This is a genomic window from Streptomyces sp. NPDC092369 (assembly GCF_044755245.1).
GTDB lineage: Bacteria > Actinomycetota > Actinomycetes > Streptomycetales > Streptomycetaceae > Streptomyces.
Genome location: NZ_JBIVQP010000004.1, coordinates 794,914 through 814,353 on the forward strand (window position 1 = coordinate 794,914; position 19,440 = coordinate 814,353).

Genomic DNA, 19,440 nt, shown 5'->3' on the forward strand with positions numbered 1-19,440 from the left:
CGGGCTGGACGACCATTGAAAGGACGAGCAGCGTGGCCACCTACGTCTACACGGCCCTCTACGACACCGTCTACGCGGGCATCCCGCTCACCGCGGGCCCTACCCGGGGTGCCGGTGGCACGCCGACCATCTGGGACTGGCCCACCATCCCGGCGGACGGCCGCTGGAAGGCCACCGCTTCGGCTGTCAACCAGCAGGCCGACAACGGCGGTTCCGGGAACCAGCCCGACACCTCGTCCCTCATCGCGGCCGGTTCGGCCATTCTGTCGGGCCACGGCAGTCCGCCCGCCAAGCTGGGCCAGGACGGTCAGTACTGGGTCGATGTCGACTCCAGCACGCTGTGGGGGCCGCGGCTGTCCGGGAACTGGCCGGCGAGCGGGATCCCGCTCGCGAGCAGTGTCCCGCTGTCCGGCGGCACGGTCAGCGGTGACCTGGCCGTGAACGGGCGCCTCAGCAGCGCCGGAGTCGCGATGCCGCTGATGGTGCCGTCGAGTCCGCGGCCCGCTTGGCGGCCGGCGTCGTTCTCGCAGCAGTTCCAGTCCGGCCACGGCTGGACGGCGTCCGGATCGGGCGTCGGCTCGTCGAACGTCAACGACACCGCAACCTTCTGCAGGGGCAGCCAGTCGTTCCAGGTCACCACCACCGGAACCGGGGCCGTCGCGAACATCCGCAAGCTCGCCGGCAGCGTTCCCGACCTCACCGGCAAGGCGCTGCGCCTGGTCTTCAGGGTGTCGGATGTGACCCACCTGAACCAGATCAACTTTCAGGTCGGCACCAGCACGATCGCGAACACCTTCTCCTGGCGCGTCCACACCCACGCCGCGAGTGCCGAGAACCTCGTCCTGAGCGGCGAATGGGTCACCCTCGTCCTGTCCTGGGCGGACGTACGGTCTGCGACGGGCACCTACTCGATCTCCGCGAACGGTGTCCCGAGCGTCACCAACGGCTTCACCGACCTGCTGTTCCAAGTCGTCGACGACAACACCGGTAACCCGATCGTCGTGAACCTGCAGTCGGTCGAGGTCATCGCCGATACCAAGGCCACCTTCGCGGGCGGCGTCATCAGCATCACCTTCGACGACTCCTACGCCAGCCAGTACACCAACGCCCGCCCGAAGATGGACAGCCTCGGGTTCCGGGGGACCGCCTACACGATCGTGGAGAACCTGGGGGCCGGCGGCTACCTGACCCTGGCACAACTGCGCTCTCTGCAGGACCAATGTGGATGGGAGGCCGCCGGGCACGCCTACTACGCGGCGAACCACAACACGAAGTACAACGCCCTGTCCGCAGCGGTGGTGGAGGACGACATCCGCCGCACGCGCGCGTGGATGGCTGCCCAGGGCTTCCCGGGCGGTAGCTTCGCGTATCCGGGAGGCTGGCTCAGCACCACGACCGACGGCGCCTCCATCGAAGCTCTCACCTGCCGCTACTTCAGCAACGGCCGCAGCATCTCGTCGGCCGACACCCTGGAGCCGTTCCCGCCCCCGATGCCCTACCGGATGCACGCCATCAGCGGAATCGGCGCACTCGCGGGTGGCGCATCCCGCGGCCTGCCCGCCAACTTGACCGGCGCCGGCGGCTCCCTCGACCGCTGCCAACTCGACGGCAACTGGGTCATCCTCGTCTTCCACGACATCGTCACCGGCTCCGTCACCACCTCGAACCAGTGCTCCCTGACCGACTTCAACTCGATCATGGACGGCATCAACTCCCGCGGAATCCCCGTACTCCCGGTCGGCGACGTACTGCGCCTCTACACCTGACCCGCACCCGCCCCACCACCGAAGACAGGGAGGCGGCATGCCCAAACTGGACGTCCTGCAGGACTACTTCGGGTCCCCGGTCCTCAATACGTCGATCTGGAACGCCTCCAGCGGCAGCCCCAACATCGTCCTCGACACCGTCCTGGACCGCGTCCAGATCGCCTGCACCGCCTCCTACCCCCAGCTCGGCAGCACCGGTCCCTGGGACGCCACCAACAGCGCGGTCTACGCCCGTGTCACACCGCCGCCGCTCGGCACCGGAACCACCCAGCTCCTCATGCGGATGGCCGTCGACGCCAGCAACCGAGCCACCCTGCTGTTCGACGGCGGCGGCGCCATGTCCGCCTCCGTCGTCAACGCCGGCGTCACAACCACCGTCAGCATCGGCGCCTACAACCCCTACCTGCACGCCTGGTGGCGCCTGCGCGAACAGGCCGGCAGCATCCTGTTCGACACGTCCCCGGACGGCTGGAACTGGACACTGCGCGCCACCATCGCGCACACCTGGTCCGCGACCGCGGTCCAGATCTTGTGGATGTCCGGGTTCTACGGCACCGAGGCTGCCGGGCTCACGGCCTACGTCGACCAGGTCAGCACCACCGTCACCGCCAAGGACCAGCTCAACCTCAACTTCCCCCAGATCGAGGACGGGTGGGGCCCGTACTGGGACAGCAACGGCGGCACGGTCCCGCTCGACCGCTACGTCGACATCTCCGACCGCCCCCGCAACGCCACCACGTTCAGCCGGGGACGCCAGTACGAGACCGACCAGGTCCGCTCCGCAGAAGCCCAGCTCGAGCTGGCCAACCCTGATGCGCTCCTGGACCCCAACAACGCCTCCGGCCCGTGGTCCGGCTACATCAACCCCTACCAGCCCTACCGGCGCCGCGCGCAGTGGCCGCCCGCCCGCAACCTGCTCGACCAGGTCATGGCGACCGGCGGAGACCTGGGTGGATTCTCCGGCACCATCAGCGCCTCGACCAGCGACATCTTCTCCAGCACCGACAGCAGCGGCGGAAGTTTTGTCAACTCTGCATCGGCATGGATGGGTTCGGTCGTCATGCAGTTCGCGGTGCCCTCCAGCACCGTGACGCAGACCCGGATCTGCCACACCCCCCGCTACTCGGTGGCCCCGGGCCGGACCTACACCATTGCTCTCCGGGTAAGGGACGTCACCGCCTCCACGAGCCTGTCCGTGGCGGCCTTTATCGGCTGGTACACCGCCGGCGGCGGCTCGACACCCACGAGCTTGGCCTACGGAACGACCAGCGTCCTGACCGGGTCGACAACAGCCGGGTGGACGACGGTGGTCGTGACCGCGACGGCCCCAGCCAACGCCGCCGGCATGGACGTCGGAGTAGCCACGGCCGCCACCGCGGCAGCCACGTGCAGCGTGCAGGTCGACGGCTGCCAGCTCGAGAAGGGCGCGACCGCGACGACGTGGCAGTGCCCAGGCATCTGGTACCCGGTGTACGCCGGGTACACGGAGCGCTGGCCGTCGAAATGGGACGGAGACGGCACGTACGGCAAGGTCAGCCCGAACATGGTCGACAGTTTCAGCCTGCTCTCGCAGCAGACCCTGGCCGACCCCCTCACCCAGGAGATCAACGCCAACAACCCGCGGTTCGTCTACAAACTCGACGATCCGGCGGGCTCTGTGAGCGTGGCGGACTGGACCGGTAACCAGCGCGCGGCGACGTTCGCGAACAGCAAGTACGGTGTGGGCAGCCTGGTGCTGGGCACCGAGATCACAGCCACCGACCTCGTCAACGGCATCTACACCGGCGGCTCCGGGACCGTGGCGACGTTCGACAACCCGAACCCCGGCACGAACCTCATCAGCCCGGCCACGTTCATCCGCCTGGGAACCGCAGGGATCCTCGGCCCGGCCACGGCCCCCTTCACCCGGATGATCGCGTTCCGGTACACGGGGCCCCTCCCGGGGGCCGGCGCGGCGGCAAATCTCTGGTCCAGCTTCGACAACCAGCGAGCCAATGGCGCTCCGTCGGGGTCGAACATCCTGGTGGCCATCAACACCTCCGGCACCCTCCAGTGGTCCTCCGCCGGCCCGACCGGCGTGGCGGGCGCGCGCATCAGCTCCGTCAACGTCGCCGACGGCAACTGGCACCTGGCCATCTTCGGCATCGACGTTGCGAACAGCATCGCGTTCATCAACGTCGACGGAGTCAACACCGACACCGTGCCCAGCGCCAGCACCGCACCCTCGGGCCTGATCAGCGACAACATCGGCGCCTACGTCGACCCCACCGTCGGCAACGGCACCATCCGCAACTGGAAAGGCGATGTCAGCTTCTGCGCGGAGTTCCCCTCCTACCTCAGCGCCAGTGCACGGACGAACCTCTACCAGGCGTGGAAGTCATCGTGCACCGGGGAGTCGACGGACGCCCGCTACCGGCGAATCCTGCGCTACGCCGGCTACACCGGCCCCACCAACATCCAGCCCGGCCTGACCACATCCATGGGGCCCGCCGCGCTCGACGGCCAGGACGCGGTCAGCGCTCTGGAAGCGGTCGTCGCGACCGAGAACGGCGCCCACTTCGTCGCCCGCGACGGCACGGTCACCTTCAAGGCCCGCTCGGACCGCTACAACTCCCTCACCCCGGCGTACGTGTTCGGCGAGCTGGAGACCCTGGGCGAGTGGCCGTACGAGTCGTGCGAGACCGACTTCGACTCGACCCACCTGTCCAACTCAGCCGAGGTGACCCAGGAGTCCACCGGGCAAATCTTCTACGGCACCGACAGCGCCAGCCAGACCGCCTTCTTCAAGCGGCCGATCACGCGCACCGTCAACTCGACCGACTCGGGCGAGTGCCAGGACGCCGCCGGCTACCTGATCTCCCGCTACCGACGCCCCGCCACCCGCATCGACTCGCTCGTCCTCCACCCCTCCGCGAACCCGGCCCTGTGGCCGGTGTGCCTCGGACTCGAACTCGGCACGCGGGCACGCGTGATGCGCCGGCCGCCAGGGGTCCCGGCCACCACGGTAGAGATGTTCGTGGAGAACATCGAATGGTCGTGGAACGAGGACCTGAACGTCACGCAGACACTCCAGTGCTCCCCAGTCGACCTCAGCCCCTACGGCATCTTTGCGTCCTGGCACACCACGCTCGCCACATCGCCGGCTGCGGGCGTCACCTCGGTCACCATTCGCAACGGCCAGGACAACACCAACCTCCTCGCCGCGCAGATCGCGCCGGGACAGCAGCTCGTCCTGGGACAGGGCACCGCCAACCAGGAGACCGTCACCGTCCTATCGGTGGGGGCAACGAGTCCCGGATGGACGACCGCGACGATCACGCTCACCGCAGCCACCACCAAGGCCCACACCACGAACGACACGGTGTGCGAGCCGCTGCCCGCCGGCATCACCGACGCGACGACCTGGGACAGCGTCAGCCAGTTCGACTCCATCGTGTTCGCTTACTGACAGGAGCCCCCTCATGCCTCGCACGGTTCCGGTCATCGGCACCCAGACCCCCGGGAACTACCTGACCGGGGCGCTGTGGACCGCGTCCGTCAAAGCGATGAGCGACTGGCTCCTGGGATCCGGCACCAACGGCGTGCCGCGGTTCCGCGGGCGCCAGGCCAGCGTGCAGTCCATCGCCGACAACACGTGGACCCCCCTGACCCTCGACACGGAGGACTACGACAGCGACAACGGTCACTCCACGTCCACCAACACCAGCCGCTACACCGTCCAGGTCGCCGGAACGTACGCGATCACCGGGATGGTTTCCTTCGCGGCGAACGCGACCGGGAACAGGGCCGGCCGGATCACCGTCAACGGCACTGCTGTGCCCGGCAGTTTCGTCAAAGGCCTCGCCGCGACCGCCACGCACTCCAGCGGCGCCGCCTTCCACGCCCAGGCTGTCCTCGCGGTCGGCGACTACATCGAGCTCCAGGGCCTCCAGACGTCAGGCGGCGCACTCAACACGAGTTCCGCGACCGACGTCGCCTGCGCCATGGGCGTGTGGTGGCTCGCCAGCTGATGCCGCGCACCTCCAGACCCGGAACCCGTCGCGGAACGGGTTCCGGCGTCCGCAGCTCATGACGCCGGAACCCGTTCTGCACCGGGTTCCGGAACCCGTTCCCGCCGGTGGTTCCAGACCGTGCGGAACCCGTTCCCGCCGGTGGTTCCGGAACCCGTTCTGCGACGGGTTCCGAACCCCGAACGACCCCGGAACCCGTTCTGCGACGGGTTCCGGAACCCGTTCCCGCCGGGGGTTCCACCGCGCCCGCACTAGTACCTGGCTGAGCAACCCCCACCCCCTGGCTCCCCGCGACCACAGCAACCCCCTCACGCGCGGGCAGTAGACGGCCGGGGTCTTCAAAAGATCAGCAGCGTGGCTGAGACCAGCGGGGGTTGCCCGAGACACACGCGCACCAGCCCAGTCGACCGCTGCCATCGTCGTGGCGGGCTTTCTGTGGCTGAGGACTACCCGGGCTGAGTCGTGACCGGCCGGACTGAGAGCGCGCGGGAGCATGCCTGCGGTGCAGGTACCACTCGAGAAGCCCTTGCGTCAAAGATCCAAATGCGGTGCACCACACAGGGAGACGACGATGCCCCAGCCCTCACCCAGCAACCTCCGAGACCTTGCCGCCCTCGGATACACCGTGCACTCGGCCGCGGTCGGAGGCCGCGCGTACAACGGCGACCCACTACCCGGCTGGGACGCCCTTCCTCAGCCGATCCAGAGTGCCTGGGCGGCCGCTGCCGATGCCATCCAGCTCGAGGCCGCCCGAGCGGCGAACGGAGGTGCCTGATGACCGAGACCACCTGCCGCGGAATCGACGTCTCGGCCCACCAAGGCACCCAGGACTGGGCAGCTCATCGGCGGGACAGTGTCGCTTTCGCGTTCGTCAAGGCCAGCGAGGGCGAGCACACCCACGACCTGTCGTTCACTGCTCACGTGCGGGGCGCCGCGGCGGCGGGTCTCCTCGTCGGCGGCTATCACTTCGCCTGGCCCAATCAGGACCCGCTGGTGGAGGCGGCGAACTACGTCAGCGCGGTTGCCGAATCCGCCCGCAGCATCCGTTCGTTCGTGCACTGGCTGGACCTCGAGGCCTACCCCGACAGCCGGAACTACCGCGGTCGCACGGCCAGCCAGATCCTCGGCTGGGTGCAGACATGGATCACCACCGTTCAGGCCGCGTTCCCCACGCAGAAGGTCGGGATCTACACCTCGGGCAGTGACCTGGACGCCGGCCACGTGCCTGCCGGACTGCCGCTCTGGTACCCGGCCTACCCCTGGGGCGCTGCAGACTACGCCCGCGCCGAGGCGGCCCCGCAGAGCACATACCGGCCTCTGATCTGGCAGTTCACCGACACCCCACTGGACCGGTCCATCGCCTACCTCTCCGAGGCCGACCTGCGCGCCTGGGCCGTCGGCGAGACCACAACCATCGAGGAGGACCCCGTGCCCGGCGAAGTGAACCTCGGCATCGCCAAACCCCACACACTCGCCGCAGGCGCCTGGGAGGACCTCAAGCTGACGACCGAGTGGACCGACAGCGAGAATCAGCACTCACCCGGGAGCGCCATCTTCGCGGCCGGCGCCTGCCGGTTCACCGGGTCTCTCAGCCTCCACATCGACGACCTGCCCGTTGGCGAAACGGTCCAGGTCCGCATGTCCGAGTACGCCGCCACCAAGCACATCGCGGACCACCCGATCGACGAGGTCATCGGCACCAAAGGCGGCAGCCACCACGTCACCCCGCTCGTCAAGCACCTCGCCCGAGGGCGCACCATGCGCGTCCGCCTCCTCAACAACGCCCCAGGTCCGGTCACGGTCCGCAGCGCCGTCCTGACCGCGCTCACCTGGCCCACCAACTAGCCCCGTACCGCCCGCAGACAGTCCCACCGGCCCGGCAACCGCCGCGCCAACGTCGCCCGACGAAAGGGAACTCGATGCACCCCACCGACGCGCAGCTGTGGGCCGCGGCCCTCGGCTACCTGCTGCCCCCTGTCATCGCCATCGTCGTCCAGCCCCGCTGGTCCGGCCCGACCAAGGGCATCTTCATGCTCCTGGTCGCCGCCGGCGACGGCGTTGGGACCGCGTACTTCAACGACGAGTTCACCGGCCGTCCGATTGTGACCGGCATCCTGACTGCCGCCGTGGCGATCGGCGTGGCCTACCGAACTCTCTGGCGCCCCTCGGGTATCGCACCCCGCATCGAAGCGGCCACCTCCACCACCGGCCGCCCCGATGCCGGGTCACCGCCCCGGGCCGCATAGTGCGACCCCAACCGCCGGCCGGCCACCGCCGCAGGATGAGGCACCTGATCTGGTGGCTGTGGACGCGCCTTGGATGGCGCGGCTTCGCCCTGCTCGCCTCTGGCCTGTCCTGGGTCAGCTACGGCGCATCCCTGACCGTCCAGCCCCGCTACGGCACCGTGCGGGGCATCAGCGTGCTCCTGGACCTGCTGCCCATGACGGCGTGGGGCTGGCTCTGGATCACCGCCGGCGCGGTCTCGGCCGGCTACGCGCTCGTCCGCCCAGGACGAGACCTGCCCGGCATCGCGGCCGCCATGGCACCGCCGCTCCTGTGGGCCGTGGCGTACGCGCTCGGTGCGATCACGGGCACCTCGTCGACCGCGTGGGGCGCCGTCGCACCGTGGGCCTCCCACGCGCTCCTCATCCAGATCGTGGCCTATCTGACCAGCCCACGCCTGATCGTCCCGAAGGCGGTGTCGTGTGGAGCCGACTAGCTGGCTGGGACTCCTCGCCGTCGTCGTCTCCACCCTCGGCTCCGCGTACGGCGCGTGGATGGGGCGTGCCCGTACGACAGTGCAGGAGGTCCCCGCCGACACACTGCCGGTAGCCCCGTCACAACCCGAGGGCACCTGGACGGTGTCGCCGGAGATGTACAAGTGGTTCGAGGAGCAAATGTCGGGGCTCCATCGGCGTATGCGGGCGCTGGAGGAAGCCGAGCGCGAATCGAGAGGGCGAGCTGACCGTACCGAGCGCCTCCTGGCACTCGCCCTCGTCCACATCGGGAACCAGGACGAACGGCTCCGCGCCGCTGGCATACCGCTCGTCCCGATGGACCCGGAACTCGTCGCCGCCCGCGACGCCCGCTAGATCCCAGACAAATGCCCCCACGCAGCCCTCATGACGAAGGATGCTGCGCGGGGCCAAGTCTTCGAAAACAAGGGGCCCTCCTCCGCGTCTGCGGGGGAGGGCCCCTTCTCGCTGTCGTACCGGGAGCGGCAGTAGGGTCGACGGAGTGATTGAGACCATCGTGTTCGACGTCGGCGAGACCATCACCCGGGACGACCGGCACTGGGCCGAGTGGGCCGACTGGCTCGGTGTACCGCGGCATACCGTGTCCGCCCTTGTCGGTGCCGTAGTGGCCGAAGGCCGCGACAACGCCGACGCACTGCGCCTCATCAGGCCGGACCTCGACGTCCCGGCGGAGTATCGCGCCCGCGAAGCGGCAGGTTACGGCGAGCACCTCGACGAGACCGACCTCTACGACGACGTCCGTCCGGCACTCGCGAGCCTGCGCGCCCTCGGCGTCCGCGTCATCATCGCCGGCAACCAGACAGCCGCGGTCGGCGACCTCCTCCGGGCGCTCGAACTACCCGCGGACCTAGTGGTGACGTCCGCTGAATGGGACGTGGCGAAGCCCCACCAGGCGTTTTTCGAGAAAGTTCTGACGGCGGCTCAAGCCGCCCCGGAGGCAACGCTCTACGTTGGGGACCATCCCGCCAACGACATCTATCCCGCTCGAGCCGCAGGGCTACGAACCGCGCACATCCGGCGCGGTCCGTGGGGACACCTCTGGGCAGACGCCCCGGACCTCGTAGCGGCAGCGGACTGGCGTATCGACGACCTCCACCAGCTCGCCACGCTCATCGCCAGTTGAAACGCGAGCGGCCCCAACAGGGGTGCCGTTGGGGCCGTTCGCGTATCCGCAGCGCAATCGCGCGAGTACGGTTCGGAGTGGACGCACCGAACTGGAGCACAAGTATGCCCCGAAACACCGCTGTTGAGGTGGGGCAGCGCATCGCGACGATCCGGCACGCACGTCGGATGACCCAAGCAGAGCTCGCCCGCGCCGCTTACATCTCGCTCGCCATGCTCAAGTCCGTCGAACGTGGGGCCCGTCGCCCCAGCGACACCACCCTGGAGGCGATCGCAGCCGCGCTGGGGGTCGACCCATCTCGGCTCACCACAGACGCTGCCCGGCACGACAGCAGGGTCCACGTGGCCATCCCCGCCATTTCGGCCTCCATCGCGGCGTACGACATTCCGATGGATCCTCCTGAGCAGGAGTTCCCGGAGCTGCTGGAAGCCGTCGACGCGGCGGTCGGCTGGCGCCTGGGCGCCCAGTACACCCTGATTGCCCAGCAAATTCCCTCCCTGATCGATGCCGCGCTGCGCGCCCTTCACCACAGCGACGGCGCCCAACGGCGACAGGCGGCACGACTCGTTGTTGCCGCCGCACGTGCTGCCGACGCCGCCGCATTCAAGTACGGATACACGGACCTCTCGGCGCGTCTCATCGAGGTCATGCGCTGGGCAGTAAGGCAGGCCGACGACCCGCTCCTGGACGCCAGCACCGCCTACGTACGGACAGAGACCTTTTTCGCTGCGCGTGCCCACGCGGCCGGCCTGCGCGCACTTGAGTGTGCGATCGACGCGAGCCCGCCGCCAGCCGGGACCGAAGCCGCAGCCGTGCGCGGCGCGCTGCACATGAGGGCTGCCGTGATCGCGGGTCGGGCTGGGGACGCCACTGCGGCCGACAAGCACCTCACCGAGGCGCGACTCCTCGGTGACCGAGTACCTGAAGACAGTTACCTGGGAACCGCCTTCGGTCCGCACTCCGTGCGCATCCACGAAGTATCCGTAGCCGTCAGTCTCGGCAGTGATCACGTGGGCCGTGCACTGAGCGTGGCACGGAAATGGACCCCTCCTTCAAGCCTGCCAGCGGAGCGCCAGTCCGGCTTCTGGATCGAGCTCGCGCGCGCCCAGTTGTGGGCAGGCCTGGCCGACGACTCCTTCGAATCGCTCAAGGTCGCTCGATTCATCGCGCCCCAGCACACACGAGAGCACCCCTGGGCCCGCGACACCGCATCCACGCTCCGGCGGCTGAAGCGTGCCGATGCCGAGACCCTCACAAACTTCGCGGAATGGGTCGGCGCAGTCTGAGGCAACCCGCCCCGCGAGGGGATACAAGCTGTATCCCTTGTACCGCTTGTAGACGCCCATCATCTGTCTGTCCGTAACAAACAGGCAGATGGGACCATGGATGAGCACCTTAGAGTCCGACGCTCAGCCGACGGCATTCGACGCCCAGCCGACCGTCGTTCACGGTCCACTGAGCGTCGCCCGCCAGCACGGCAAGGCATGTATCGGCTGCGGCGCCGTGGGCACGGAACTCACACCGGCCGGGCAGATCCGCCTCGCCGGCTGCGACGAAGTCTGGCCAGTCGTGACGTGCGGATGCCACAAAACCAACAGCAAGCGCCTCGTGATCGTCGCAGACCTGGAGGCCTGCGATGACTGAGCCCAGGAACCTCGAGCCTGCACCGAACGGAACGCAGGACGTCACGCAGGTTGCCGTCGCCGAGTGGCTCCTCACCGCGGCAGCCGACATCTCACAAGCCCTCCAAGACTGGCGGTACACCGGCACCACTGTCCTGGCCTGCGGGGACACCTTCTCGGCCCTCCGGATCACGGCCTCCGTCGTCCGGGCCGCCACCAACCTCCGCGAACCGAGGGCGATCGCCGACCAGTTGGCCAACGCGCTGCTCGGTGGCCCCGTCGTAGTGAGCAGGGACGGCGATAGCTACTACGTCCTCGTCCCGTCAAGAGCCGCGCAGCGGAACCTCCCCGCCGGAGTCGAGTACTTCGGCCGCTGTTCACTCCTTGTCGTGCCGCGCCCCGACATCACCGACCCGGGCCGCCACGGACAGGCCTCCTACTGGGCTGTCCCGATGTACGACCCCGGAACCCTCTGCCAACTGGACGCCGCCCTCCAGCTCGTCACCGTCGGACGGCACAGGCACCTGACGAAAGGCACCGAGCAGTGACCACCCCAACTCACCTGATCGTCCAGTGGCTCGCCCGGCCACACCCCACCCCTCGCCACGCCATCGCCGAGTGGGAATCAGACGGGATCGCCATGCTGCCGCTGGGCGTCACCATGAGCGCAATCCGCCTCACCGGCGACCTCGTACACGCCGCGGTCGACACCGACGACTGCGAAGCGGTCGCGGGCGCCCTCGAAGCGTGTCTGAACGGCGCCGTGATCCGTGACCGTTCGTCTGCGGTCGGCGTCACGTACTACGCCCTCATCCAGCAGCACGCCGGCCTCGTGTGGGACCTCGAGGAAACAGCACCGTGCCTCGGCGACGGCGTCTACCTCGGCGTCCCGGCCCTGCACCGCGTCCAACCGCCAGGCGCGCACTGGGCAGTTCCACCCCACTATGAGGGCGACCTCTGCCGCCCGCAGTCCGTACGCGAACTCGTCGCCGCCGGCCTGCAGCGACTGATGCCTGCGGAGTGTCCATGACCCGCGCCGGCGACCTCGCCGAGGGATGGCACCGACACCGCAGCTCCTGTCGCCCCTGTTCGACGGAGGCGTACTGCGAGGCCGGATACCGGATCCGACGCGCCATCAGGGCAGCGGAAACGGGACCCCAGGGCCGAGCCGGGAGCGGCAGCGGTGTCGGGAGAGGACCGAGAAGCGGTGCGCCCTGAGACCTTCGAGGCCTTCCTCGTCCAGCGCTGCCGCCGCACGCCAGCAGTACAGCGCGTGCGGACCTTTGAAGAGGCAGGAGACCTCCGCCATCCGTACGGACTGGTGGTCACGGTCGACGGCCACGAGACGCGGTGGCATATCGTCGGGCAAATCGCGGCAGGCGAGGACCACGACGTCCCCGCACCACCGGTACAAGGCCGGCCCGCGGCTTACACCCCAACCCGAGCCGGAACGGACGATGACTGGCTGGCAGCCGTCATCGCCGCCGGTGAGTCACCGGAGATCCAGCAGATCAAGGTGTGGTCGGCCTCGCCCCGCGCGCAGCCGGGCCACGTCGGTCTGACCGTGCGCTTCCACAACGGCCAACGGGCGTTCATCCGCAAGCTGTTACCCGGCGGGTCGTTCGTCGCGCTTGGCGTTGCGCAGGTCCAGCTCGAGCGAACTGGACACCAGGACGGACAGTGAGACGTCCAGTGCGTCCGCGATCAGCAGCAGCATCGACAGTGTCGGATCCCTCCGAGCCGTTTCGTAGCGGTGGATGCTGCGGCGATCGATCCCGATCAGATGCGCCAACTGCTCCTGCGTCAGGCGGCGATGGAGTCGAGCCGCTCGGATCCGCTCTCCGACATCGCGACGGCGGAGAAGGCTCCAGACCGGTTCTTGCTCAGGCACCCCACAAACGTGGTGGCTAAAAGATCAAGTGTCAGTGCCCAGCTGGGCACTTTTCAGCCGGTCTCAAAGGTGCTTAAATGCTGAATTCCGCCAAGATCTGCGGTTGGCGCAAAACTTGCCATTCTGCGACAGCGGATGGTGAGCGACTCCTCCTCATGCTCCGCAAAAGCCCGGAGGAGCCGTGCATCTGGGCCCGGCGGCGATGCCGCCGGGCCCGGGCCGGAAGTTATGTCTGGGCACCTTCGAGGACCCGCACCAAGGAGGCCGTCACCACCCGGTGCCGCTCGCCGACGCGAAGGATGCCGACAGGTGACTGCCCCTTCCCGATGAGTGCGTACAGCTGCGAGCGGGAGATTCCGAGGGCGGGTGCCGCGGTGGTGACGTCGACGGTCGCACCCCAGGTCCGGATCTCCTCAAGAGTGGGCGCTGGTCTCTTGGCTGCCATCTGCCGCTCCGATCCTCGAGGTCATGGAAAGTCCGGACGGGGCTGGAAAGGCCCGTCGCAATTTGGACGTCACCGGACAGTAAGGCACCATACGGGAAACGTGCAACTAACTCCCATGCGTGCAAGTTGCGGGCCGGGCTCCGCCCGAGCGCAGTCCAACAGGCTGCTCCGGTCCGCTGAAGATCCAGTCCCGATACCGGTAAGGCGTCGCCCAGGACCGCAGATGACCAGCGGCCGATAGGGCGACCAACTGGTCGGGCCCGACCCGAACAGGGGGGTCCATGTCAAAGGCCTGCGCAGCGCGGCGCAGATACGTCCGCCACTCCTACATCGATCCACGCGCCACAACGACGCCGGCGCGGCCCGGGCTTGAGGGCCTGCGGACCCGGCTTCTCTTGTGGGAACTCGCCGATGTACCGCTGGGGTCCCTCACGGCAGCCATGGTGCGGCGTTGGCTCGCGGGGGGACCTCGTGCCTGACCCGATCAAGGAGGTTCGGCTCGCGAGCGGAGCGATCCGCTACCGCTTCGTCGTCGACGTAGGGAGGCGTCCGAACGGCGACCGCCGCCAGCTGACTGTCACCAGAGAATCGGAGACCGAGGCGCGGGCCGAGTACGGTCGCATCATCGCCCAGAAGGAGAACGGGACTCTGGTTCTCCCCAGCAACATCACGGTCGCGCAGTGGATCGAAGAGTGGCTCAAGATGAAAGAGCGCGACGTCGAACAGACGAGCATCATCACCTACCGCAACACCCTCGTGCACATCATCGACCGCCTCGGGGGGACCAAGCTTCAGGACCTCACCACCGACCAGGTGCGCGACTGTGTTGACGACATCGTTGCGCGTGGCCGACGCTCGAGGGGACCGAAGGGGACGCGGCTGGCCGCCACAACGGCGGAATATGCGCTGAACCGCTTCCGGGAGGTTCTTTCCTCGGCCGTGGTGTGCCGGCTGCGCACCACCAACCCGGCTCAGGGTGTACGCGTCAGCTTGGCCGACAAGAAGGCTGACAGGCGTCTGAGGCCGAAGGTTAAGCCGTGGTCGGTGAGCGAGGTCCAGTTCTTCATCGCGGGCATCGAGAACGACCGGCTCGAGGCGCCCCTGCTGATGAGCCTCATGGGCCTCAGGCCGGCCGAGGTCGTAGGCCTGCAGTGGGAGTACCTGGATCTACCGCTCGCCACTCTGGAGATCGCCATCACGCGGCCGATGGTGGGCAACGAGACAGTGGAGAAGGATCCGAAGACCAGAGCCGGCGAGCGCGTACTGCCGCTGCCCGGGCCGGTCGGGTCCGCGCTGAAGAGGCTCAAGCTCGCCCAGGCCCGCGAGAAACTCGCTGCAGGAGAGGCCTACGCCGACACCGGATGGGTGGTGGTCGACGAGCTCGGGCTTCCTCTCAGCACCAAGCAGCTGCGCCGCTACGTGTACCGCGTCATGGAGAGGCTCGGCATGCGCAAGGTGCGCCTCTATGACGCGCGCCACTCATGTCTGAGCTACCTGGCCAACAACGGTGTCCCGGACCACATCCTGGCAGCGTGGGCCGGCCACACGAATGCGGCCTTCACGAAGAGGAAGTACGTCCACGTCGACGTGGAAGACATGCGTGAGGCTGCAGAGAAGTGGGGTGACTTCCATGGGGGCGGCCGGTGAGATTCTGTGAGAGACAGTCGCATTTTTGATCTCTCACGGCCCGGCTCACCAGGGGAGATGCGAAGCTGAGTGCTTAAGCGCGCGTTAAACACGCCTTATGTGTTCGTGGACTTCTGCCCGACCCTCAAGTAGCCGCAGGTCAGCGGAGTTTGCCGTCTTCGCGTTCCGGTTGGCGGGAGCAACGATCGTGCGTATCGTCGGGGCCCGTCGACGGCACACGGCGTGCGGCTGAGAGCGCTCTCAGGTCTTGGTTCGACCACACGCGGGCGGTGTGCCGTCACGGCTCGACCGGAACGCCCCCCACAGACAAGGTGAGTTCTCGCCATGACGCCCCGCCATCAGCGCAACCTGACCCGCCGCAAGATGATGTTCGCCCTCGGCGGCGCGGCCGTGGCCGCTCCGGCCATCGCCGCCATCGCCCCCCACGCGTTCGCCGACCAGTCGGGCGGCAGGACCACGGCGGCAGCCGGCGCACTGCCCCTGACCGTCGTCAACAACAGCGGCTCGTTCGACAACGCCTCCGTGCACCTGTACGTCGTGGGCAACCTGGACGGCAAACAGGTCAGGCTCACTCCCGGGGGCGAGGCCGTCCCCATCGCGGTCTCCGACAACGGCGCAGACGGCTTCACCGACTACGCGATCCCGCTTGAGGGCAGCGGAGCGACCACACTGTCCCTGCCGTTCATGTCGGGCCGCATCTATGTGGCACTGGGTCAGAAGCTCAAGTTCAAGGCCGTGACCGACGGCAACGGCGCCGCGGCCCTCCAGTACCCGGCCGGGTGGGTCGAGTCGGACCCCAACTACGGAGTGCTGCACGACTGCGCGGAGTTCACGCGCAACGCGGACGGCATGTTCTGCAACACCACCATGGTCGACATGTTCAGTGTGCCGATGAGCATCCGGCTCACCGGCGACAAGGACCAGACGACGGGCACCCTGCGCGCGGGTGGCCGGGCCGCCGCCTTCGCCGCCGTCAGGCAGATCGAGGAGTTCGCCCCGCTGATCGTCGACGACACCCGCATCATCGCTCCCGGTCACGGCCTGGACGCCGGCATCTTCGCCAAGGACTACTTCGCGCCCTACATCGACGAGGTGTGGAGCACGTACACGGGCAAGGACCTCAAGGTCACCACCAACGCGGGTACGTTCACCGGCCGTGTGCGCGGCGACCGCCTCACCTTCGACGGACCGGCATCGGTGTCCTTCGCCAGGCCCACCACCCGTGACGTCCTCTTCTGCGACGGCAATCTCGCCGCACCCAACGACGGCACCACAGGACCGGTCGCCGCGGTCCTGGGCGCGGGCTTCAACCGGTCGACACTGCTCAGCAGCGCCACCCAGCCGACCACCGACCCCGCCGCCTTCTACCAGGGCGAGTTGACCAATCATTACGCGAAGGCGATCCACGCGGCGACCGAGGACGGCAAGGCCTACGGCTTCGCCTTCGACGACGTGGCGGACTTCGCCTCCTACATCCAGGACACCGCCCCGACCGGCTTCACCCTGACGCTGTCCGCGTTCTGACGCCTGCCGGTGCTGCGGGCCGGCAGGGAGGACTGACGGCCCGCAGCGGGTCGGATCAGGCTCGGCGGATCACCCGCCCCGGATCACGGGAACTGCGTGATCTTCGAGGGGACGGTGTCGGTGCCGGAGGTCGGTGCCCCGGTGTCGTTGACGACGTGCGCGTACTGGCCCTTTCCGCCAAGGGAGATGACCAGTATGTCGTGCAACTTGATCCCGCTCTTGACGGGCACCTGGAAGCCGTGGTGCTGGACGATGGACGGGTCGGACGTGTAGTTGCAGTAGCTGCCCAGACCCCAGGCCTCGTGCACGTTCACCGTGTCGGCGACCTTGTAGGCGGCGTAGCCGACGATCCCGTCATGGGTGATGGCGGCGGCGTTGGGCGCGTCGTAGGCCTTCTCGTTCTGGAAGAAGATCGTGCGGCCGCGCTCGCCGCTCCAGAGCACGTCGTACTTGTTGAAGTGCTCCACGAACAGACCGGTGGCGAGGACGTCGTCGCCGTTGACCTTGAGTCCGTAGTCGGCCCGGTTGGTGTCCCAGCCGACGCCGTCGCCGTGATCGGCGCGCCAGATCCAGGTGTGGTCGATGACGACGTCGTCGCTGTTCACGACCACCGAGTTGGTGGCCAGTCCGGGACCGGCACCGCCGATCCTGACGAAGACGTCCTGCATGGTGGTCGGGTCGGCCGCATGGTCGGCGCCGGCGCCGGCGGGGCCGATCTGCAGCAGCGTGTCGGAGTTGGTGGCACCGGCGTCGATGAGGAATCCGGCGAGCCGGACACCGTTGACGTCCGCCACGTGCATGGCGTCGACGCCCCCGTCGGGCACCAGCGTGGCAAGGCCCAGGCCGAGAACCACGGTGTCGGCGCGGGTGACGTTGATCGTCTGGTTCAGGTGGTAGACGCCGGGCGTGAAGAGCAGGTTGAGGCCCTGGGCGAGCGCGGTGTTGATGGTGGCGGCCGTCGCGCCGGGCTTGACGACGTAGAACTGGCTCAGCGGGAGCGAGGTCCCGCCGGCGTTGGCGGGCCAGGACACACCGCGCGCGTTGGTGCGCTTGCCGGGCACGAAGACCTTGTAGTCGTTGCCGTCGAGGTAGAGGAACGGCTTCTCACGGGAGACCGGAGTGGTGTCCAGCGTGGTGTACGGGCCGGTGTCGAAGTTGGTGGCCGGGGCGCCCTCGACACCCGTGAACGTCATGTTCCACACGCCGTTGGTCCAGCCGCCGACCGAACTGTCGCGGGTGTACCACTGCTGCTGCGAGTACGGACCGACCGTGCCGTCGATCTTCGAGTCGGCGATGTATCCGCCGGAGGCCCAACCGTAGCCATTGGGCGCGAGGTTGAGGCCGCCCTTGACGTGGATACGGCGGAAGGGCGCGGCCTGCGCCACGGCCCAGCGGTCGGTGCCGTTGGACGGCGTGATCGCGAGGTTCTCCGCCGAACGCCAGAAGTTCTGCGTCGCGTTGCCGTTGAACCAGCCGGCGTCCACGGTGATGTCGCCGTTGATCTGCGTGTCGTCGGGATTCAGACCGAGCCCCGAGATCGAGGTGTAGAAGCCGAGTTGGGCGTTGATGCCGTTGTAGGTGCCCGGCTTGAGGAGGAACTGGTAGCGCCCGGAGCCGAACTGCGCCGACTCCTGCTGCGCGAAGACCTGGTCGAACTTGGCCTGCAGGTTGGGTGTGGAGGGGTCCACGACGATCACGTTCGGACCCAGGTCACCGCCGCCCTCGACCGGGGGAGTACCACCGGATCCGGTGTGGACGGCGAACTCCCAGAGCGAGTAGCCGTAGCCGGTCGCACGCGCGGTCCCCAGGACACGGACGTAGCGCCCCGAACCGCTGACGTCGTAGGAGGCCCGTCCGCCGGTCGCGCCGGTGACGGTCTTGAGCGTGTTCCAGTTCGTGCCGTCGCTGGATGCCTGGATCTGGAAGTCCCTGGCGTACGCGGCTTCCCAGTTCAGATCCACCTTGCACAGGTCCTGCGCCGATCCCAGGTCGACGCGCAGCCACTGCGGGTCCGAGGCCTGGCTGGACCAGCGGGTGGCGTCGTTGCCGTCGAACGCGGCGGACGCCGGGGTGCCGGCGTTCTCCGTCGAGGAGGCGGAAGCGGCTTTGCCCTGGGCGGAGTTGGCGGTCGAGCAGGTGCCGGGCTGGGTCGTGCCGTTGGTGCCGAAGACCTGGAACTCCCAGACGGAGTAACCCCATTGGGTCGCCCGGTGCACACCTTGCAGTCGCACGTACCTGCCCTGACCGGAGACGGCGAGCGTGTCGAGACCGCCGTCCCCACCGGTGACGGACTGCAGGTCGGTCCACGTGCTGCCGTCGGACGAGGCCTGGACCTTGTAGTCCTTGCCGTAGGCCGTCTCCCAGTTGACGACGACCTGACTGATCGTCGCGGAGGTCCCGAGATCGACCTGCAGCCACTGGTCGTCGGTCGCGGCGGAGGACCACCGCGTTCCGGTGTCGCCGTCGACCGCGTAGCTCGCGGGCGTGCCGGCGTTCTCCGTCGAGGAGGATGTCGCCGTTCTGCCCTGGGACAGGTTGGTGTCGGCGGCCGAAGCGGCCGGTGGCTGGATGGTGGGCAGGGTGATCAACGCTGCCGTCGCGGCGAGCGTGACACCCAAGGATCTGAGTCTCATGCCATGTTCCTCTGCGGGTGAGG

18 protein-coding genes are annotated in these 19,440 nt (G+C 68.2%); 15 read left to right on the forward strand and 3 right to left on the reverse strand.

Annotated elements, in window-relative coordinates; genetic code table 11:
- The first annotated feature begins 32 nt into the window (after window positions 1–32).
- The 13 genes from ACIQI8_RS27595 (at window position 33) to ACIQI8_RS27655 (ending at window position 12,961) form a co-directional block, all read left to right on the forward strand.
- Window positions 33–1,766 (forward strand): polysaccharide deacetylase family protein, encoded by a 1,734-nt coding sequence (locus ACIQI8_RS27595; RefSeq protein WP_402355619.1) that lies wholly within the window; start codon window positions 33–35, stop codon window positions 1,764–1,766.
- A 37-nt stretch (window positions 1,767–1,803) separates the two neighbouring features.
- Window positions 1,804–5,214 (forward strand): hypothetical protein, encoded by a 3,411-nt coding sequence (locus ACIQI8_RS27600; RefSeq protein WP_402355621.1) that lies wholly within the window; start codon window positions 1,804–1,806, stop codon window positions 5,212–5,214.
- 13 nt (window positions 5,215–5,227) lie between these two features.
- Window positions 5,228–5,776: a hypothetical protein gene (locus ACIQI8_RS27605; RefSeq protein WP_402355623.1), complete on the forward strand. Its 549-nt coding sequence runs from the start codon at window positions 5,228–5,230 to the stop codon at window positions 5,774–5,776.
- 774 nt (window positions 5,777–6,550) lie between these two features.
- The gene (locus ACIQI8_RS27610; protein ID WP_402355625.1) at window positions 6,551–7,621 is read left to right on the forward strand and encodes a glycoside hydrolase family 25 protein; all 1,071 of its coding nucleotides are present in this window, start codon (window positions 6,551–6,553) and stop codon (window positions 7,619–7,621) included.
- A gap of 74 nt (window positions 7,622–7,695) precedes the next feature.
- Window positions 7,696–8,022 (forward strand): hypothetical protein, encoded by a 327-nt coding sequence (locus tag ACIQI8_RS27615; protein WP_402355627.1) that lies wholly within the window; start codon window positions 7,696–7,698, stop codon window positions 8,020–8,022.
- Between the two features lie 35 nt (window positions 8,023–8,057).
- Window positions 8,058–8,495: a hypothetical protein gene (locus tag ACIQI8_RS27620; protein ID WP_402355629.1), complete on the forward strand. Its 438-nt coding sequence runs from the start codon at window positions 8,058–8,060 to the stop codon at window positions 8,493–8,495.
- Window positions 8,482–8,868 carry a hypothetical protein gene (locus ACIQI8_RS27625; protein ID WP_402355631.1) on the forward strand — a complete coding sequence of 129 codons (387 nt, stop codon included), beginning with the start codon at window positions 8,482–8,484 and terminating at the stop codon, window positions 8,866–8,868. Before ACIQI8_RS27620 ends, ACIQI8_RS27625 begins: the two co-directional genes overlap by 14 nt.
- A 145-nt stretch (window positions 8,869–9,013) precedes the next feature.
- Entirely contained in the window at window positions 9,014–9,655 is a 642-nt protein-coding gene (locus ACIQI8_RS27630) for an HAD family hydrolase (RefSeq protein WP_402355633.1), read from the forward strand.
- A gap of 104 nt (window positions 9,656–9,759) precedes the next feature.
- Window positions 9,760–10,941 (forward strand): helix-turn-helix domain-containing protein, encoded by a 1,182-nt coding sequence (locus tag ACIQI8_RS27635; protein WP_402355635.1) that lies wholly within the window; start codon window positions 9,760–9,762, stop codon window positions 10,939–10,941.
- Between the two features lie 100 nt (window positions 10,942–11,041).
- Window positions 11,042–11,299, forward strand: a complete 258-nt coding sequence (locus tag ACIQI8_RS27640; protein WP_402355637.1) for a hypothetical protein — start codon at window positions 11,042–11,044, stop codon at window positions 11,297–11,299.
- Entirely contained in the window at window positions 11,292–11,825 is a 534-nt protein-coding gene (locus ACIQI8_RS27645) for a hypothetical protein (protein WP_402355639.1), read from the forward strand. Before ACIQI8_RS27640 ends, ACIQI8_RS27645 begins: the two co-directional genes overlap by 8 nt.
- Window positions 11,822–12,307 (forward strand): hypothetical protein, encoded by a 486-nt coding sequence (locus ACIQI8_RS27650; protein ID WP_402355641.1) that lies wholly within the window; start codon window positions 11,822–11,824, stop codon window positions 12,305–12,307. The genes ACIQI8_RS27645 and ACIQI8_RS27650 overlap by 4 nt, the downstream gene beginning before the upstream one ends.
- A gap of 177 nt (window positions 12,308–12,484) precedes the next feature.
- The gene (locus ACIQI8_RS27655) at window positions 12,485–12,961 is read left to right on the forward strand and encodes a hypothetical protein (RefSeq protein WP_402355643.1); all 477 of its coding nucleotides are present in this window, start codon (window positions 12,485–12,487) and stop codon (window positions 12,959–12,961) included.
- Here the strand turns inward: ACIQI8_RS27655 and ACIQI8_RS27660 are convergent.
- Complete coding sequence (locus ACIQI8_RS27660) at window positions 12,884–13,168, reverse strand: helix-turn-helix transcriptional regulator (protein WP_402355645.1); 285 nt, start codon at window positions 13,166–13,168, stop codon at window positions 12,884–12,886. The genes ACIQI8_RS27655 and ACIQI8_RS27660 overlap by 78 nt on opposite strands.
- Before the next feature lie 226 nt (window positions 13,169–13,394).
- Entirely contained in the window at window positions 13,395–13,613 is a 219-nt protein-coding gene (locus tag ACIQI8_RS27665; protein ID WP_402355647.1) for a DNA-binding protein, read from the reverse strand.
- Window positions 13,614–14,084: 471 nt separating this feature from the next.
- On the opposite strand from ACIQI8_RS27665, the gene ACIQI8_RS27670 reads away from it, so the two are divergent.
- Window positions 14,085–15,260 carry a tyrosine-type recombinase/integrase gene (locus ACIQI8_RS27670; protein ID WP_402355649.1) on the forward strand — a complete coding sequence of 392 codons (1,176 nt, stop codon included), beginning with the start codon at window positions 14,085–14,087 and terminating at the stop codon, window positions 15,258–15,260.
- Window positions 15,261–15,584: 324 nt separating this feature from the next.
- Window positions 15,585–16,784, forward strand: coding sequence for a beta-1,3-glucanase family protein (locus ACIQI8_RS27675; protein WP_402355651.1), 1,200 nt, complete (start codon window positions 15,585–15,587; stop codon window positions 16,782–16,784).
- An 83-nt stretch (window positions 16,785–16,867) separates the two neighbouring features.
- On the opposite strand, the gene ACIQI8_RS27680 is transcribed toward ACIQI8_RS27675, so the two are convergent.
- Entirely contained in the window at window positions 16,868–19,417 is a 2,550-nt protein-coding gene (locus ACIQI8_RS27680) for a discoidin domain-containing protein (RefSeq protein ID WP_402355653.1), read from the reverse strand.
- Window positions 19,418–19,440: the final 23 nt, after the last annotated feature.

Coding starts and splice junctions, on each gene's coding strand:
- ACIQI8_RS27675 (WP_402355651.1), top strand. CDS start 15,585: ATGACGCCCCGCCATCAGCGCAACCTGACCCGCCGCAAGATGATGTTC.
- ACIQI8_RS27640 (WP_402355637.1), top strand. CDS start 11,042: ATGAGCACCTTAGAGTCCGACGCTCAGCCGACGGCATTCGACGCCCAG.
- ACIQI8_RS27615 (WP_402355627.1), top strand. CDS start 7,696: ATGCACCCCACCGACGCGCAGCTGTGGGCCGCGGCCCTCGGCTACCTG.
- ACIQI8_RS27680 (WP_402355653.1), bottom strand. CDS start 19,417: ATGAGACTCAGATCCTTGGGTGTCACGCTCGCCGCGACGGCAGCGTTG.
- ACIQI8_RS27620 (WP_402355629.1), top strand. CDS start 8,058: ATGAGGCACCTGATCTGGTGGCTGTGGACGCGCCTTGGATGGCGCGGC.
- ACIQI8_RS27600 (WP_402355621.1), top strand. CDS start 1,804: ATGCCCAAACTGGACGTCCTGCAGGACTACTTCGGGTCCCCGGTCCTC.
- ACIQI8_RS27645 (WP_402355639.1), top strand. CDS start 11,292: ATGACTGAGCCCAGGAACCTCGAGCCTGCACCGAACGGAACGCAGGAC.
- ACIQI8_RS27610 (WP_402355625.1), top strand. CDS start 6,551: ATGACCGAGACCACCTGCCGCGGAATCGACGTCTCGGCCCACCAAGGC.
- ACIQI8_RS27635 (WP_402355635.1), top strand. CDS start 9,760: ATGCCCCGAAACACCGCTGTTGAGGTGGGGCAGCGCATCGCGACGATC.
- ACIQI8_RS27665 (WP_402355647.1), bottom strand. CDS start 13,613: ATGGCAGCCAAGAGACCAGCGCCCACTCTTGAGGAGATCCGGACCTGG.
- ACIQI8_RS27605 (WP_402355623.1), top strand. CDS start 5,228: ATGCCTCGCACGGTTCCGGTCATCGGCACCCAGACCCCCGGGAACTAC.